The organism is Pseudomonas sp. JE3303 (assembly GCF_056312565.1).
Genome location: NZ_JBWGIF010000011.1, coordinates 164,160 through 179,985 on the forward strand (window position 1 = coordinate 164,160; position 15,826 = coordinate 179,985).

The 15,826-nt window shown below is 60.5% G+C and carries 15 protein-coding genes; 4 read left to right on the forward strand and 11 right to left on the reverse strand.

Features of this window, described 5'->3' with window-relative positions; genetic code table 11:
• Positions 1-19: 19 nt before the first annotated feature.
• The 8 genes from AC0ZZU_RS16990 to gcvA form a co-directional block, all read right to left on the reverse strand.
• Positions 20-1,030 carry a YeiH family protein gene (locus tag AC0ZZU_RS16990; RefSeq protein ID WP_476342265.1) on the reverse strand — a complete coding sequence of 337 codons (1,011 nt, stop codon included), beginning with the start codon at positions 1,028-1,030 and terminating at the stop codon, positions 20-22.
• Complete coding sequence (locus tag AC0ZZU_RS16995) at positions 1,027-1,353, reverse strand: Rieske (2Fe-2S) protein (protein ID WP_476342266.1); 327 nt, start codon at positions 1,351-1,353, stop codon at positions 1,027-1,029. Before AC0ZZU_RS16995 ends, AC0ZZU_RS16990 begins: the two co-directional genes overlap by 4 nt.
• A gap of 52 nt (positions 1,354-1,405) precedes the next feature.
• On the reverse strand, positions 1,406-2,725 hold the full coding sequence (locus tag AC0ZZU_RS17000) for an MFS transporter (protein ID WP_476342267.1): 1,320 nt from the start codon (positions 2,723-2,725) through the stop codon (positions 1,406-1,408).
• Between the two features lie 91 nt (positions 2,726-2,816).
• Positions 2,817-3,869 (reverse strand): beta-keto acid cleavage family enzyme, encoded by a 1,053-nt coding sequence (locus AC0ZZU_RS17005; protein WP_476342269.1) that lies wholly within the window; start codon positions 3,867-3,869, stop codon positions 2,817-2,819.
• Positions 3,870-3,956: 87 nt separating this feature from the next.
• Positions 3,957-4,805, reverse strand: coding sequence for a TauD/TfdA dioxygenase family protein (locus tag AC0ZZU_RS17010; RefSeq protein WP_476342270.1), 849 nt, complete (start codon positions 4,803-4,805; stop codon positions 3,957-3,959).
• A 13-nt stretch (positions 4,806-4,818) separates the two neighbouring features.
• Complete coding sequence (locus AC0ZZU_RS17015) at positions 4,819-5,799, reverse strand: quinone oxidoreductase family protein (protein ID WP_476342271.1); 981 nt, start codon at positions 5,797-5,799, stop codon at positions 4,819-4,821.
• Positions 5,800-6,005: 206 nt separating this feature from the next.
• Positions 6,006-6,710 carry an SDR family oxidoreductase gene (locus AC0ZZU_RS17020; RefSeq protein ID WP_476342273.1) on the reverse strand — a complete coding sequence of 235 codons (705 nt, stop codon included), beginning with the start codon at positions 6,708-6,710 and terminating at the stop codon, positions 6,006-6,008.
• A gap of 99 nt (positions 6,711-6,809) precedes the next feature.
• Positions 6,810-7,703, reverse strand: coding sequence for a transcriptional regulator GcvA (gcvA, locus tag AC0ZZU_RS17025; protein WP_476342274.1), 894 nt, complete (start codon positions 7,701-7,703; stop codon positions 6,810-6,812).
• 292 nt (positions 7,704-7,995) lie between these two features.
• Here gcvA and AC0ZZU_RS17030 point away from each other — a divergent pair, with 292 nt between their 5' ends.
• Entirely contained in the window at positions 7,996-10,188 is a 2,193-nt protein-coding gene (locus AC0ZZU_RS17030) for a TonB-dependent siderophore receptor (protein ID WP_476342275.1), read from the forward strand.
• Between the two features lie 113 nt (positions 10,189-10,301).
• Here AC0ZZU_RS17030 and AC0ZZU_RS17035 read toward each other — a convergent pair whose 3' ends face one another.
• The gene (locus AC0ZZU_RS17035; protein WP_476342277.1) at positions 10,302-11,936 is read right to left on the reverse strand and encodes a phosphoethanolamine transferase; all 1,635 of its coding nucleotides are present in this window, start codon (positions 11,934-11,936) and stop codon (positions 10,302-10,304) included.
• A gap of 256 nt (positions 11,937-12,192) precedes the next feature.
• Positions 12,193-12,876 (reverse strand): response regulator transcription factor, encoded by a 684-nt coding sequence (locus AC0ZZU_RS17040; protein WP_476342279.1) that lies wholly within the window; start codon positions 12,874-12,876, stop codon positions 12,193-12,195.
• A gap of 174 nt (positions 12,877-13,050) precedes the next feature.
• Here AC0ZZU_RS17040 and AC0ZZU_RS17045 point away from each other — a divergent pair, with 174 nt between their 5' ends.
• From AC0ZZU_RS17045 to pmrG, 3 genes are all read left to right on the forward strand, one after another.
• Positions 13,051-13,812, forward strand: coding sequence for a phosphatase PAP2 family protein (locus AC0ZZU_RS17045; RefSeq protein WP_476342281.1), 762 nt, complete (start codon positions 13,051-13,053; stop codon positions 13,810-13,812).
• Between the two features lie 186 nt (positions 13,813-13,998).
• The gene (locus AC0ZZU_RS17050) at positions 13,999-14,352 is read left to right on the forward strand and encodes a hypothetical protein (protein WP_476342283.1); all 354 of its coding nucleotides are present in this window, start codon (positions 13,999-14,001) and stop codon (positions 14,350-14,352) included.
• Between the two features lie 135 nt (positions 14,353-14,487).
• Positions 14,488-15,177: a lipopolysaccharide core heptose(II)-phosphate phosphatase PmrG gene (gene pmrG / locus AC0ZZU_RS17055; RefSeq protein WP_476342284.1), complete on the forward strand. Its 690-nt coding sequence runs from the start codon at positions 14,488-14,490 to the stop codon at positions 15,175-15,177.
• 70 nt (positions 15,178-15,247) lie between these two features.
• Here pmrG and AC0ZZU_RS17060 read toward each other — a convergent pair whose 3' ends face one another.
• A complete protein-coding gene (locus AC0ZZU_RS17060; protein ID WP_476342286.1) occupies positions 15,248-15,721 on the reverse strand; it encodes a MaoC family dehydratase in 474 nt (157 codons plus the stop codon).
• Positions 15,722-15,826: the final 105 nt, after the last annotated feature.

Below are 15,826 nucleotides of genomic sequence, written 5' to 3' on the forward strand. Positions count from 1 at the left end.
GCCCCCGGGAAGGAAGGGCTCAGAATCCCCAGCGCAGCAGCAACAGCACGAGCACGACGAGGAACACAGTCTCCCCCATCATCAGCAGAATCGGCTTGATCCCGACCGCCGCGAGCTCCTTGAGCCGGGTCTTCATGCCCAGGGCACTGATGGATATCACCAGGCACCAGCGCGACAGTTCGTTGATCGAACCCTGTACCGCCGGGGCGATCCAGCCAGTGCTGTTGATGCCTGCCAGAATCAGAAAGCCCACAGCGAACCACGGCAACAACGGTGGCCGTCTGCCGGTCGGATCTGCGCCTTGCATGCGCGTGATCATCGCCGCGGTGACGATCACCGGCAGCAGCATGGCAACCCGCATCAGCTTGACCACGGTGGCCGTGTCGCCGGTCTCGGTCGACATGCTGTAGCCGGCACCGACCACCTGGGCCACATCGTGAATGGTCGCGCCGAGGAACACGCCCGCCACCTGGGGTGACAACTCCAACCAGTTGGCAATCATCGGATAGACAATCATGGCCATTGTCGACAGCGCCGAGACGCCGATGACGGTAAACAGCGTGGCGCGTTCTTTCTGCGGGTGGTTTGGCAGAGCCGCCGCCAGCGCCAACGCCGCCGAGGCCCCGCAGATCGCCGTTGCCCCACCGGTGAGCATGCCGAACAGACGCTGGAAACCAAGGGCCTTCGCCGCGACCACCGATACGCTGATGGTCACCGCCACCAGGATCACCACCAGTGCGATGGGCTTCCAGCCCAGTGCCGCCATCTGCTCCAGCGTGATGCGCATGCCCAGCAGCGCAACGCCGATGCGCAGCACCGTGCGCGCGGTGAATTCGATACCGGCCTTGCAAGGGCCATCATCGGCCAGGAAGTTCAGGGCCATGCCCAGCAGCAAGGCGAACAGCATGACCGGTGCTGTGTAATGCTCGGACAGGAACGACGCGGCAGCCGCGACGATCAGACTGACGATGAAACCCGGTGCCAGTTCGCGCGTGCGGCTGTGCATACGGGAAAGTGCGATGGCGCTCATGGCGCGGCCTCCTCGGTAGCGATGACGATGAACGCCTGGCCGTCAATGATCTCGACCGGGTAGTTGTTGACTTTGAACAGCCTGGAATTGAGCAGGTAGCCGCTGCACAGGTCGAAGCGCAAGCCATGTGCGCAGCACTGGATGACCCGGCCCTCGAGACGTCCGCCGCACAACGAGGCGCCCTGATGCGGGCAACTGTCGTCAATGGCGAACAGCTGCCCGTCGACGTTGAACAACGCCAGGCACTTGTCTTCGAATTCGAAGAGTGCGCGACCACCGGCCTCTGGTTCTTTGCTGGCAGGGACAGCAACGCGCCGGGTCATACCGGCTGCCGACCGATGACCGTCATCCGGCGGTCGAACTGCAGATGACGGCTCATGACTTCACCCCCAGCCCGGCGTCGCTGACAGTGTCAGGCACGCGCTCACCCTGAAGGCGGGCAATGTCCTTGTGGTAATGGCACTTGGCATAGAAGAACACCGCCGCTGCCGCGAGGCTGACCAGAGGTACCAGTTGGAATGCGGCGTCCAGGCCGATGAGATCGGATACCCGGCCGGTGATGAACGGTCCCGGTGCCAGTCCCAGCATGTTGTTGGCCAGGGTCAGCGTGGCGAACGCCGTGCCGTGCACCGAGTAGTGGGTCAGGTTGGCAACCATCGCCCCGCAAGGGCCGGTGGTGCCCGCGGCGATCGACATGCCCAGGCAGACCAGCACCAGTTGCAACGGCCCGGCCTGCAAGGCAAAAGCCGCCGAAAGCAACAGGCAGCTGCCCAGGCAGAAACCGATGGCCAGGCTGACCTTGCGCTCTGGCGAGTAACGACCCAAGCGGTCGCTGAGCATGCCGCACAGGATCATGCCGGCACCGCTGCACAGGACGACGATTGCCGCCATGCCGCCCGCCTTGTCGGTGGGCATGTGGTAGTAGCGGTTGAGATAGCTGGGAATCCACACCATCACCGTGCCGCCGACAAACAACTGCAAACCGCTGGCGACGTAGGTGGCCACCACCGAGCGGCTGGACCACAAGGTGCGTAGCGGACGCTTGACCCCAGCGACAGCCTTGACCACGCGTTGCGGCGCGATGCGCGCTTCCTTGACGATGATCGGGTACAACACTGCCAATACCAGGCCGAACAGCGACATGCCGGCGAACGACCAGCGCCAGCCCAGTTTGGCGGCGATCGCCCCACCCAGGGCCATGCCCAGGACAGAGCCGAACATGCCGCCCGCCATGAACGCACTGGCCAGGGTGGCACGCATGTGTTTCGGGAAGACCGAAATGACCACGGCGATGCCGACGCTGCCGTAGGCCGCCTCGCCAACTCCGACCATGAAGCGCGCGATGAACATCTGCTGGTAGTCCTGGGCCAGCGCGCAGCCCAGGGTCGCAAGACTCCAGAGCATCGCCATCAGCGCCAGGCTCCTGACCCGGCCGAAGCGGTCGGCCATCAGCGACAGGGGAAACGTCAGCAGCCCGACCATCAGGGCAACGACCCCGCTGAGCAGGCCGAGCTGGCCGTCACTCAGCGCCCATTCGCCCTTGAGCAGCGGGAACACCGCGTTCAGTACCTGGCGTGACATGTAGTCGGAAATCAACAGGCCGAACGTCAATGCAAAGACGATCCAGGCATAGTGGCGGGCAACACCGGCACAACCCGCGTCGTCATCGTCCGCAGCGGTTGGGTGAAAGGCCATGCAGCCTCCTCGAAACTTCGTTTTATTGTTGTTATCAAGCGGGTAGTCGTTCGGCGAACGATTGGTCACGGCCGCTCGTTCGCCGTACCGGTCAGCCGCGTTGCGGCACACCTTTCTGCCCAGCCTTGCGGTTGGGGGCCATACCGTTGGCCAGCAGGGTTTGCTCGATGGTTTCGTACTGCTCGCCGATGCGATAGATCTCGCGGGCTTCCTTGCCGCTGGCGATTTCGCGACCCAGTTCGTGAGCAATACGCACGGTCTGCCTGATCTGGGCAACCGAGCTGAAACGATTGCACTTGTGATCGATGATAGTGTCCTCGATGCCCACGCGCGGGTGCAGCCCCATGGCCATCGCCATGGTGTTGAACGGCATCACGTTCTTCAGCAGCGATTCGGCGGTCAGCGTGCAGCCGTCCGGCGCGCGGTGGATGAAATTGAAGAAGTTGAACGGGTTCGGGCCGTCGAAGCCGCCACCGATGCCGATCCAGGTCAGGTTCAGCGGGCCTTTGTAGATGCCCCTGCGCACCAGGCGCTCGAGGGTTTCCAGGGCATGCATGCCAGTCAGCTGAAAGTGTGGCTGGATGCCGTTGTCCGCCAGGCGCTTGAGATGTTCGGCAACCCAGGCGGGTCCCGCCGGAACAGTCATTTCGCTGTAGGCGGCGTGGATCATCGGGTTGTCCAGCGAGGTGCCTTCCACGTACTCCGGGTACAGCAGCTCCATGATGTTCATCTGGGTGGTGTTGATCGCCACCGTGACCTGATCCGGCTTTGGCGTCAGTTCGGCCAACATGTGACGAGTGTCGTCGGACAGCCACTTGGCCGCTTCGCCATCGCTCTCCGGCGCGAAGGAAATCGAGCCACCAACCTGGATGATCATGTCTGGCACGGCTTCACGCACACCGGCGATCAGCTCGTTGAATTTCGACAGGCGCTTGGAACCCTTGCCGTCCAGCTCCCGCACGTGCAAATGCAGCACGGTGGCTCCGGCTTCATAGCATTCGACTGCTTTGTGAACCTGCTCGTCCATGGTCAGCGGGATATCTTCCGGGAAGTCTTCCGGCATCCACTCCGGGCCGTACGGGGCCACGGTGATGACTACCTTTTGCATGGTTTCCGGGTGCAGGGAATCGTCGAAGAATTGCATGGTTTACTCCAGTTCTTATGATTGTCCCGCCCACCCGGAATCGCGCCGGGCGGACGTGTTTACGAGAGCGGATGCAGAGGCGGTGGATCAGTAAGTCTTGTCGCCGACGATCCCGGCGCGCTCCATCTTGCGATGGCACGGCGGGTAATCCATGACGGCGTAGTGCTGGGTACTGCGGTTGTCCCAGATGGCGATGCTGTTGGGCTTCCATCGCCAGCGCACCTGGTACTCGGGGATATACGCCTGGCTGATCAGGTAGCGCAGCAACTCGCTCGCCCCCGGGTTGGCGTCCTGGCCGAAACGCACCCGCTCAGCGGTGTGGTAGTTGCTCAGGTGCGTGGTAAAGGCGTTGACGAACAGCACCTTTTCACCGGTCTCAGGATGAGTGCGCACCACCGGATGCTCGGCGTCCGGGTACATCGCCTTGAGCGCCAGGCGCTTTTCGATCGGCATGGCCGCGCCGAAGCTGGCTTCGATGCTGTGGCGCGCACGCAGCCCCTCGATCTTCACCTTCACGTCATCCGGCAAGTTCGCGTAGGCCTGGACCATGTTTGCCCACATCGTATCGCCTCCCACCGGCGGGCACTCGACGCAGCGCAGCACGCAACCCATCGGAGGCGCTTCGCGCCAGGTGGCATCGGTGTGCCAGGCGTTTTCGTAGCGATCCATCGGCTGGTCAGGGTTCTTGTAGATCTGCACCAGTCCGGGATGCTCTGGATCGCTGCCGGCCACCGGGTGATCTTCCAGCTCGCCGAAGCGCCGGGCGAAAGCCACATGCTCGGCGCGGGTGATGTCCTGATCGCGCAGGAACACCACGCGATGCTTCAGCAATTGCCCACGAATCTCTGCAAACAGACCGTCGTCATGCACCGCATCCGCGAGACTGACACCGCTCAGTTCGGCGCCGATGCTGCAGGTCAACTGTTCGACTTTCATGGCTGGCAGCTCCCTAGATGACGAAGATCGACGAGCCGGTGGTCTTGCGGGACTCAAGATCGCGATGCGCCTGCACGGCATCCTGCAAGGCGTAGTGCTGGTTGATCTCGATCTTGATCCGGCCGCTGCCGACGTGGTCGAACAGCTCACCGGCCAGTGCAGCCTTTTCCGCCGGATCAGCGATGTAGTCGGCCAGGGCCGGGCGGGTCAGGAACAGTGAGCCCTTCATCGCCAGCATCACCGGATCGAACGCCGGAATCGGTCCGGATGCGGTGCCCACGCATACCATCAGGCCGCGCCGCTTGAGCGAGTCGAGGGAGCCGGCGAAGGTGTTCTTGCCGACGCTGTCGAAGACCACGTTGACGCCCACGCCGTCAGTCAGTTCGCGAACCCGCGCGGCGACGTCTTCGTGGCTGTAGTTGATCACATGATCACAGCCGTGGGCCTTGGCGACTTCACCCTTCTGCTCGGTCGACACGGTGCCGATCACGTTCAGGCCCAGCAGCTTGGCCCATTGTGAAACGATCAGGCCGACACCCCCGGCAGCGGCATGCAGCAGGATGCTGTCGTCGGCCTTGAAGTCGTAGATACGGCGCATCAGGTACGAAGAGGTCAGGCCGCGCATGGTCATCGCCGCGGCGGTTTCGAAACTGATGGTTTCCGGGAGTTTGATCAGCGGCGCGGCCGGTATCAGGCGCTCAGTGCTGTAGGCGCCGAGGGTATTGAGAAAACCGGTGTAGGTGACGCGATCCCCCACCTGGACATGGGTCACCCCCTCCCCTACGGCCTGGACCACGCCCGAGGCCTCGACCCCCATGCCATTGGGCATCGGGATCGGATAAGTGCCATTGCGAAAGTAGGTGTCGGCATAATTGAGCCCGACCGCCACATGACGCAGGCGAACCTGGCCGGGGCCAGGCTCGCCGACTTCGACGTCCTCATAACGCAGGACCTCGGGACCCCCGGTTTCGTAAAAACGTACGGCTTTGGCCATTTTTCTTGTACTCCAATCTGCAATAGGGTCGCTGCATCGAATTGCGCTGATTGGACTGTAAGACGAGGCCTGTTGAGACGCTTCTCATCAGACGACAATGGCTTTTCATTTGGTGACAGGGGCGCCTGCTTGTAATGACGCTACACCGACGTCACATGCCGGCTCCACGAAACGATGGCCGCAGCGGAGGCTGCTGCCGCGCAGGATCAGACGCTGCGGGTCACGCCGCCATCGACCTTGATGTTCTGGCCAGTGATGTAGGCAGCGCCCTCGCTGGCAAGGAAAGCGATGGTGGCAGCGATCTCCTCGCTGGTGCCGTAGCGCTTGAGTGGAACGCTGTCGCGGCGTTGCTCGGTGGCCGGCAAGCTGTCGATCCAGCCTGGGAGCACATTGTTGATCCGCACATTGTCGCCGGCGAAATTGTCGGCGAATATCTTGGTGAATGCAGCCAGGCCTGAGCGGAACACAGCGGATGTCGGGAACAGATCCACAGGCTCGAAAGCCCAGGCAGTCGAGATATTGATGATCACGCCGCCTTGCTGACGCTGCATGATCGGCGTCACCAAGCGGGTCGGACGGATCACATTGAGCAAGTAGGTTTCCATCCCCTGGTGCCAGTCGTCATCGCTGATTTCCAGGATGGGGGCACGAGGGCCGTGGCCTGCACTGTTGACGAGTACATCGATGCGTCCCCACTTCTCGACCACGGTGTCGACCAGCCGCTGCAAGTCCTCCAACGACTGGTTACTACCGGTGACTCCGATGCCGCCCAGTTCATTGGCGAGCGCTTCACCCTTGCCGGATGAAGACAGGATGCCCACCTTGAAACCGTCGGCTGCCAGGCGGCGTGCTGCTGCCGCACCCATACCGCTGCCACCGGCGGTGATGATCGCTACTTTTTCTACTGACATGCTGCCTCCAGATGTGGAAATACTGATTGCCAAGGTGCATTTACCTTAGCAGCGCACCCAGAGCGGAGGGAGACAGCCAAGCTTCACGAAGACAGTAGATCAACTATCGTCAGCCTGCTGCTTCAGCCAGTGTTTTACCTCGCTCAGCGCCGAAGACTGCTGCCCCTTTCGCGGCCATACCAGGTAGAACGCCTTTTCGAGTTGGAGCTGCTGCGCGAATACCTGCACCAGCCTCCCCGCCACGATGTCTTGGCTGACGAAGGCCATGCTGGCCAATGCGATGCCTTGGCCATTGACGGCTGCATCGATGGCGAGCGACGTCTGGTTGAAGCGCAGGTTTTTCGAGGTAGGTTGGACGTGTCGGGGGAACAACTGCGCCAAGTACTGGGGCCAGAAGTCATGCGCATCGTGAAGCATGGTGAAATCCTGAAGCTGCTCAAAGCTGACCGGGATTTGAGACCCTGCAACCAACGCTGGGCTGGCCACTGCAACGATGCGCTGTTCCATCAACAGTTCGCTGTTCAACCCAGCGCCGAATTCGGGCGAGCCGTAGCGGACAGCGATGTCCACTCCGTCGGTGCTGAAATGGGATAGCCGATCCGTTGCCAGCACCCGCAAATCGATGTCCGGATGACTTTGTGCAAAGGTTCCAAGCCTGGGAATGAGCCACTTCGAAGCGAAAGTAGGCGTGACGCTGACCGTCAAGTGAGCAGCCTGTGGCCTGAGCAGGCGCGTTGCCTCATCGATCATTCCCAATGCACTGCGAATGCTTGAGCTGTAGGCCAAGCCCGCGTCGGTCAGTGCCAGACCGCGGGCCAGGCGTTCGAACAAGCGAAGATCCAGGCTCGCCTCCAGCCCGCGGACCTGTTGAGCCACTGCGGCCTGGGTCACGCCCAGTTCCTCGGCAGCCAGGCGGAAATTCAGATGGCGAGCGACCACTTCGAAGACACGTAGGGCGTTAAGCGAGGGCAATCCAGGGAAACCGTCTGACATGGCGATTGAAGTTCTATCGGCGGGTGGAGTTTTTGTAGGCCTCTTGCGGCCCAGCGCAGGGTCGATCTGCTGCCCGGCTTAGGGGTGTTCATTGTGCCGAGGCTAACGCCTGACACGAATTATAGAAAGCCGAGCCAGTAGGAAATCCTCCAGTTCTTCCCTATGAATTTGAAACATCCGTTGACAATTGCGAGGCAGCATCACACCATCGCGCCGCATTTCTGCGAAGGATTATCGTTAATTATACGTTTCGTATTGGTATCACGCTGTCTCTTCGATCAGGAGCCAATGGATGTCCGCTTGCTTTTCTCCCCTCGCCCTCGGTATTCGCCAGGCTGCACTGGCGCTGAGTCTTCCCGGCTCGCTGCTTGCCAGCACCCATGCCTGGGCCGCGCCTGTCGGCCAGGACGGCTCACTGGAGCTCGACGCCACTACCGTGTCCAGCGTGCAGCTGGGCGCCACCACCGAAGGCACAGGCAGCTACACCACTGGCTCGGGCAGCACCGCGACCGGGATGCGCCTGTCGCCACGCGAGACGCCGCAATCGGTCAGCGTGGTAACCCGGCAGCAGATCGAAGACCAGAATCTGACAGATGTCACTCAGGTGCTTGAACAGACACCTGGTGTGGTCGTTGACAGCATGGGACCGGCCGGTAGCGACGCCAATCATATCTATGTGCGTGGCTTCGAAATTGGCAGCATTCAGGTCGATGGTATCAACCGGCCCAATACCTTCGGTTTTCGTGACGAGCTCGCCGACATGGTGTCGTATGACCGGGTCGAGGTGGTACGCGGGGCGACTGGCTTGATGTCTGGCACTGGGGACCCCGGCGCGACCGTCAACCTGATTCGCAAGAAGCCTACGTTCGAGACTCAACGTACGCTGACCCTCAAGGCGGGCTCGTGGGACAGCTATCGCACCGAACTGGACGTGTCCGGCAAGTTGTCGGAGAGCGGCAATGTACGCGGCCGTTTCGTCGCGTCATACACCGACAACCAGGGCCATGTAGACCGCCAGTCCCTGGAAAGGCAGGTGGCATACGGCGTGTTGGAATGGGACCTCACCGAGAGCACGATGCTGACGGTGGGGGCGGAATATCAGGAAATGGACAACGAAGGGGCTGGCAACCACGGCTTCCCGATGTTCAATTCCGATGGCAGTCACTTCAAGCCTTCCCGCTCGTTCAACTCGGCTTCGGACTGGAGCTATCACAAGCGGCGAACGAAGACGGTGTTCACGACCCTGGATCACGAGCTGGGCAACGGCTGGCAGCTGAAGCTGAATGCCGAACACAACCGCCGCAGCTATGACGACGCCTTTGCCACCGCTGCCAGCGGCACCGTAAACCCGGATGGCAGCGGTATCAGCACCTGGACTGGCCGTTGGGCGGGAGAGCCCCGGCAGACCTCGTTCGATCTGTCGGCGTCCGGGCCGTTCGAGTTCCTGTCCCGCGAGCATCAACTTTACCTTGGGGCCAGTCACTACAACGCCTACTACCGCAACGACGGTTATCCGCTGTGGTCGTACCAGACCATTGACAACATCTACACCTGGGACGGCTCGCTGGCGATCCCGGACGCCATCCACACCAAGTCGTCGAAAGATGCGCTGGATGAAACCCAGACCGGCCTGGTGGCTTCGGCCCGTTGGAGCCTGACCGATGACCTGTCGCTGATTACCGGCGCGCGGGTGATCGACTGGAAACGTGACGAAGTCTCCCACACCCTGTCGACAGGTGACTCCAGCCGCACCTCGCGCGGCGAAAGCGGGGTCGTCACGCCTTACGTCGGGCTTGTGTATGACTTGAATGAAAACTGGTCGGCCTATGCCAGCTACACCACCATCTTCAAGCCGCAGAGCAACAAGACTGCCAGCGGCACCTACCTGGACCCGGAAGAAGGTGTGAACTACGAGCTCGGTATCAAGAGCGAGTTCTGGGACAAACGCCTGACCACTGCTTTCAGCGTGTTCGAGGTACGTCAGGACAACCTTGCCGTGGCCGACGGCAGCAACCTGGCGCCGGACGGGAACCAGGCCTACCGTGCCGAGTCCGGTACCAAGACCCGCGGTTTCGAGATGGAAATGGCGGGAGAGATCCTGCCCGATTGGCAAGTATCGGCCAGCTACACCTATGCCGAGATAACGGATTCGGACGGCGACCGCCTGCTCACCGAAGTACCGCGCGACACCCTGAAACTGTTCACGAGCTATCGTCTGCAGACCATGCCGAAGTTGAAAGTGGGCGGTGGTGTGCGCTGGCAGGGAGCGGAATACTACAAAGGTTCCGGACCCAACAGTGAAACGTTCGGGCAGGACGCCTACAGCGTGGTCGACCTCATGGCGCAATACGCGGTCACGCCGCAAACCAGTGTCTCGCTGAACCTCAACAACGTGTTGGACGAGAACTACTACACGGCGATCGGTTCACGTGGATGGTATGGCACCCCGCGTAGTGCCACGGCCACCTTGGCATATGCGTTCTGACGCATTCTGTTTCTGGTGTTCATGGCCAGGCGAGCGTTCCAGATGGCGTAACCCGCTCGCTCGATGTCGCATGCGTTGCAGTTGCCATTAACCCCTCTGCGGCTCTCCTCTGCTCAGGTCATCGGACTTGCGGCCCGGCATCCTGTAAAAAGATCCAGGGATGGCTCGTAGGCTTGTGTGTTCACCTTCAGCAGACCCAACAGAGAATGGAACAGGTTGTCATGACTTAGGGCGTTATCCCTCTTCCCCTGCAGGCAGCGGCTGTCGAGCTGGAACGCACGTTGATAGCCGTCGGAAAACCAGGTGATCATCGGCACATGTTTCTGCTCTTCCGGCGCAAGCAGGTAGGGCGTACCGTGAAGATAGAGGTTGTACTCCCCGAGCGACTCGCCATGGTCGGCCAGATAGATCATGGCGCTGTCTACCTTGTCCGCGTTGTCGCGCAGCACGTCGATCAGGCTGGCCAGGACGTGGTCCGTGTAGGCGATGGTGTTGTCATAAGCGTTGACGATGCTTTCCCGGCTGCACTTTTCAAGCGCATTGCCCTGGCATACCGGCGAGAAACGTTCGAACGCGCGAGGATAGCGCTTGAAGTACTCAGGGCCATGGCTGCCCATCTGGTGCAGGACCAGCACAGTGTCCTTGTCGAGATGATCGATCAGTGGCTGGAGGTCTTGCAAGAGGATCTCGTCGCGGCATTCGTGGTTGGCGCATAGCACCGGGGCCTTGCTCTTGCTCACGTCTTGCAGTGCCACTCGATCGCAGGTGCCCTTGCAGCCGGATTGATTGTCACGCCATATCACTGCCAAACCCGCACGCTTGAGTACATCGAGCAGGCCTTCCTGGTTTTTCGCACGGGCCACGTCATAGTGCTTGCGGCCCATGTTGGAAAACATGCAGGGGACAGAAACTGCGGTTTCCGTGCCGCATGAAGTGACCTTGCTGAAGGCGAGCAGGCCCTCTTCCTTGCTGAGCTCAGGCGTTGTGTCGCGCGGGTAGCCCAGTATGCCGAAGTTTGCCGCTCGCGCGCTCTCGCCCACGACCAGCACCGTCAGGGACTTGCGCGGGTGGCGCGCCCAACTGCCATCCAGCTGCGCATCCTGCGCAATCGGCATGAAGGGCTGCCGAGCCGTCTCGAGACCTTCGCGTGCATAGCTGATCGAAGCACCGATGACGTTGCTCGGCACTACCATCAAGCGCAACTCGTGATGATTGCGAAACAACGAAGACAGGCCCTTGTAGTTGAGCAGGCTGACACTGCCCATCAGCGATGCACAGAACAGCACTACCAGCCCTTTTCCAATCAACTCCTGGGGCCATGGACGATAGCGGATTGGTGTTTTCCAGAGTACATACGCAGGGAATACGCCCAACGCCAGCAGGTAACCCAGCAAGGATGGCGACATCAAGCCCTGGACTTCGCTCGGGTCGGTTTGCGCGACGTTGCGGATCATGCCGACATCGATCATCACCCCATATTCATTCATGAAGTACGTAGCGCCCGCACTGATGACGAAGAGCAGCATCAGTGCCGGTTTCAGCGTGCGGCCGAACGTGAACAGTGTGATGAACAGGTTGAATGCACAGACTATCAAGAGTGCGAAAGCGAGCCGCATCATCATGCCCGACCCGTTTGACTCCGTAATAGAAGCTATATGCAGCCAGAGCGTACTATTGAAGCCGATCAACAGAAAAACGCTGGCGAGCATTGTCACCAAGGCAGGACGAACCGCTTTTATCTTGAGCATAAAACCCTACGCGATCAAAACCAGGGGCATCAACGCAGACTTGCGTTGATGGGATGGCATTGGCGCGCAAGCTAGGGCACGTTCCGTGGTGTTTTTGTGAAAACATTAACTAAAGGATGTCAGCCAGCGCGGTTTCGGTAGCAGGCCAGATTACACTTGGAAGTTGCTATGTGAACCCCACGTATTTTTCACAAGTTGACGACTTCAAGGCCACGCTTGGCGACTTAAGCTCCCGGTCTGTACCCACCCGGGAGGTTCAAGGGTCCGGACTGCAGATCCTGTAGCCATCACCGCGCACGGTATGCAGCAGTTTTTTTTCGAACGGTTTGTCCACGGCCTGCCTGATCTGATGAATATGGCTGCGGATACTGTCGACTTTCATGTCGTGGCAGGTCGATCCCCAGAGCAACTCTTCAAGTTTCTTGCGCTTGACGATGGCCGGACTGCTGCGCATCAGCAGTTCGAGAATCTTCAGGTTGGCGGGGCTTAGTTTGATCGGGATGTTGCCTCTACGGACCTCCAGGGTGTCCAGGTCGAGTTGAAGATCCAGCAAGTCCAGCTTGCGGCCGTTATGCCCGGCTCGCCGGAAAACGATGGCTTCGATCCGGGCGAGTATCTCGGCCATGGCGAAAGGTTTCACCACGTAGTCGTCGGCCCCTGCCTTGAAGCCCATCAGTCGATCATCCAGCTCGTCCCTTGCGGTCAGCATGATGATGGCGGCCGCCGACCTGGAGCGTCTGCGTAGCAGGTTGCAGATCTCGTTTCCGTCGATGCCGGGCAGCATGATATCGAGAATGATCGCGTCAAAACATCCGGTCTCGGCCAGGTGCAAACCGGTCAGGCCGTCCAGTGCCCCTTCAACGGCGTGGCCCCTGAGTTCGAAAAAATCAACGAGGTTGTCATGGATGTCACGATTGTCTTCAACGATCAAGAGCTTCATGCGGGCGCTTTCCTGGAGGCCATTGCCGAGCATTATTAGTTGGACTGACTCCAACTGGAGCGGCGTGGCATTTGATGTTCCGGGCAGTCGCTGTTGTGTCGATAAAATGTCAAGTATTCGTGAAAAGTCGACGTCTGATGGTGAGTCGGCGTAACGGCTTCTGGAATGGATTATATGAAAAGATTCTCATTACATGTTCAACCCGCCTCACGTCCTTTCAACTTCCGAATTGCAATCGCACTGCCAGTCCTGACCATGATAGCGTTGCTTGTTTCCAACGTGGCCGCCATCGATTTTCCTCTTGCCAAGATATTCTATGTTCCCGGCCTCGGTTTTACCGGCCGGCACAGTTACTGGCTGGAAACAGTGTTGCATGAACGTGTCAAACAGGGGGTCATTCTCTTTGCCCTGGTCTTGATCGCCGGCCTGGTTGCGAGCGTGTTCAACTCGAGACTCCGGGTGTGGCGAAGACCGTTGGGCTACGCCGTTCTGACCATTGGCCTGTGCACCGGCATCGTCACGCCGCTCAAGGCACTGACCGACGTGCAGTGCCCGTGGAGCTTGCAGGCGTTCGGGGGGAGCGAGCCCTACGTCCCTCTGCTAGGAGACCGGGTGGACTCGCCAAAGCCGGGCCGATGCTGGCCGGGCGGACATGCTTCCACTGGGTTTGCTCTTCTGGCCCTGTATTTCGCGCTGCGTGACCGGCATCCACGGGCCAGCCGAGTTGCACTTGCCGTAGCACTCGGCCTTGGCACGCTTCTATCGGCAGGCAGGATGCTGCAAGGCGCCCACTTTCTTTCTCACAACGTGTGGACCCTGTTGATTGACTGGCTGATAGCGGTGTCGTGCTATCGCTGGCTGCTCTATCGGGCGAGTGTTGGCAGCGTTGAGGAGGCAAAAGTCCAAGGGAGCGACAATGCGCCGAGTGTGGACTGAGCCAGCCCGGGCCAACACAGACTTTTTTCACATTCGCTTCACCGCACCCCAATGCATCTCCACTTACAGTCTCAAGCATTCGAGCAGTGTTTGCCTGAACGCTTCATTGGCAACCTGATCAGCAACCTCGTGGCATGCAGGGCTAGTTGAATGAGTATCTTGCGCTGTTGGCAGCGGAAAGCCCGGATGGGAACAGCTGTCTGTTTCACGCTTGCCTTGCTGGGCGGTTGTCAGAGCACCAGCCAGCGGCTACTTGCCGAAGGTTATCCCGCGCCGTTTGCCAACGGCTTCGATGACGGATGTGCCAGCGGTCGACAAGCGGCCGGAGCGCTGGGTGAGTTCCGGAAAAACGTGACCGTCTACCTGCAGGATCCGCAATATGCCACGGGCTGGGACGATGGGTTTCGCCAGTGCCAGGCCAGTGCCGCCAGCGACATCGAGCGACAGCTGAGGCCCGACAGCCAGGCTGATCGAGAATGGAAACATGAAAAGGACCAGGCCTGGGGCAGTGTATTGAGAAAGTCATCGAAGAAACCATGAGCGGCCACGCCCCCATTTCAGGTTTTTTTCACGTTTGCTTCACCGCCGCGCCATGCATCCCCCCCTAGAGTGCGGCGATCCATGGGGGTCCGCGCCTGACTGCCGCCTGCCCCTGTCTACTTGTCGGAGTGACCCATGCAGCAAGGCATCATGCAGCGTCCCGCTGTTCCTGGGCGTTCACATGAACGCCGGTTTCACGTAACCACACTGATGAAAGCGGCGGTGACGGCCGTCATCGCGCTCGCCGCAGCGAGCGCATGGTATCTCGCGCAAACGCAGGTGCTGGACGTGACCAACGAGCAGGAGATGCGCGATAGCGGGATCTACGCGCAATGGGCCAAGGGTGGAGTGATGGTGCTGATTCGCCACGCCGAGCGCTGTGACCGGTCACAGAGTGCCTGCCTGGACGACCCGGCTGGCATTACCGTCGCCGGGAGCCAGGTGGCCGCCGACGTCGGCAAGGGCATTGCAGAGCTGGGGCTGGAGAATGCCGACCTTTTCAGCAGCCCGGAAGTCCGTACACGACAAACCGCCCACTTCATCTTCAGCAAGCCGATCGCCACGCAAGACTGGCTCAACCAATGCGACAAGGGCTTCGCCGACACCGCGCTTGGCCACAAGAATGCCGGGCGCAATCTGGTACTGGTCACCCACAGCGGGTGCATCGACCGGTTGGAACGGCAGTTGAAAGTTGCCGGCGGAGAACGCTCCAGCGCCTACGCCAGCGCGCTGTTCATCTCGGTCGCCGACAAGGGCGAGGCACGCATCCTTGGCCAGATGGACGCCAGGGCGTGGACCCATCTCGTGTCCAGCGCGGGTCTGTAAGCATGCGGCTTGCTTGCCGTGCCGCCTGTCACACGGCTCACATCGCCCTTCATACCGGAGACCGCCGTGCTCAGGCAGGCCCCAGCTGCTCGCGTCTAAACACCAGAACCTTGGAAACGCTCTTCTGACACACCGCATCGTCCTGGTTCAGAGCAACGCTTTCGACGAGAGCCATGCCCCGGTCAGGCTTGGATTTGGAGGGAGTGAGCTCCTTGATCGTAGTGACCACCCGCAGGACATCCCCCGGCCGCACAGCTCTGGGCCACGAGACCTCGCTGCCCGCGCCAATCAGGCCGCCCGCCAGGGGCGTGCTCTGCACAAGCAAGCGCATGGTGACTGCACTGGTATGCCAGCCGCTGGCTGCCAGCCCACCGAAAAAGGTGTCCTTGGCGGCTTCGGGGTCGGTATGGAAGGGTTGGGGATCGAACTCGGCGGCGAAGGCCAGAATACGCTCTTCGCTCATCTCGTACGTGCCACTGGTAAAGGTGTCGCCTACCTTCAGGTCTTCGAGGTAGAGCTGGGCTTGGGTACGTTCTAACGTCATGCGGCACCTCTGTTGGCTATCCAGGCAGCGACCGAAAGGAGATCGCGATGCAGCTGAAGGTATCAGCAAGATAGAGAGGTGCCAATCGAGTCAAACCTCAAAGAC

What these genes read in the sequence shown, in the direction of transcription:
- AC0ZZU_RS16990 (WP_476342265.1), bottom strand. Translation starts at nt 1,030, where the DNA reads ATGAGCGCCATCGCACTTTCCCGTATGCACAGCCGCACGCGCGAACTG.
- AC0ZZU_RS16995 (WP_476342266.1), bottom strand. Translation starts at nt 1,353, where the DNA reads ATGACCCGGCGCGTTGCTGTCCCTGCCAGCAAAGAACCAGAGGCCGGT.
- AC0ZZU_RS17000 (WP_476342267.1), bottom strand. Translation starts at nt 2,725, where the DNA reads ATGGCCTTTCACCCAACCGCTGCGGACGATGACGACGCGGGTTGTGCC.
- AC0ZZU_RS17005 (WP_476342269.1), bottom strand. Translation starts at nt 3,869, where the DNA reads ATGCAATTCTTCGACGATTCCCTGCACCCGGAAACCATGCAAAAGGTA.
- AC0ZZU_RS17010 (WP_476342270.1), bottom strand. Translation starts at nt 4,805, where the DNA reads ATGAAAGTCGAACAGTTGACCTGCAGCATCGGCGCCGAACTGAGCGGT.
- AC0ZZU_RS17015 (WP_476342271.1), bottom strand. Translation starts at nt 5,799, where the DNA reads ATGGCCAAAGCCGTACGTTTTTACGAAACCGGGGGTCCCGAGGTCCTG.
- AC0ZZU_RS17020 (WP_476342273.1), bottom strand. Translation starts at nt 6,710, where the DNA reads ATGTCAGTAGAAAAAGTAGCGATCATCACCGCCGGTGGCAGCGGTATG.
- gcvA (WP_476342274.1), bottom strand. Translation starts at nt 7,703, where the DNA reads ATGTCAGACGGTTTCCCTGGATTGCCCTCGCTTAACGCCCTACGTGTC.
- AC0ZZU_RS17030 (WP_476342275.1), top strand. Translation starts at nt 7,996, where the DNA reads ATGTCCGCTTGCTTTTCTCCCCTCGCCCTCGGTATTCGCCAGGCTGCA.
- AC0ZZU_RS17035 (WP_476342277.1), bottom strand. Translation starts at nt 11,936, where the DNA reads ATGCTCAAGATAAAAGCGGTTCGTCCTGCCTTGGTGACAATGCTCGCC.
- AC0ZZU_RS17040 (WP_476342279.1), bottom strand. Translation starts at nt 12,876, where the DNA reads ATGAAGCTCTTGATCGTTGAAGACAATCGTGACATCCATGACAACCTC.
- AC0ZZU_RS17045 (WP_476342281.1), top strand. Translation starts at nt 13,051, where the DNA reads ATGAAAAGATTCTCATTACATGTTCAACCCGCCTCACGTCCTTTCAAC.
- AC0ZZU_RS17050 (WP_476342283.1), top strand. Translation starts at nt 13,999, where the DNA reads ATGGGAACAGCTGTCTGTTTCACGCTTGCCTTGCTGGGCGGTTGTCAG.
- pmrG (WP_476342284.1), top strand. Translation starts at nt 14,488, where the DNA reads ATGCAGCAAGGCATCATGCAGCGTCCCGCTGTTCCTGGGCGTTCACAT.
- AC0ZZU_RS17060 (WP_476342286.1), bottom strand. Translation starts at nt 15,721, where the DNA reads ATGACGTTAGAACGTACCCAAGCCCAGCTCTACCTCGAAGACCTGAAG.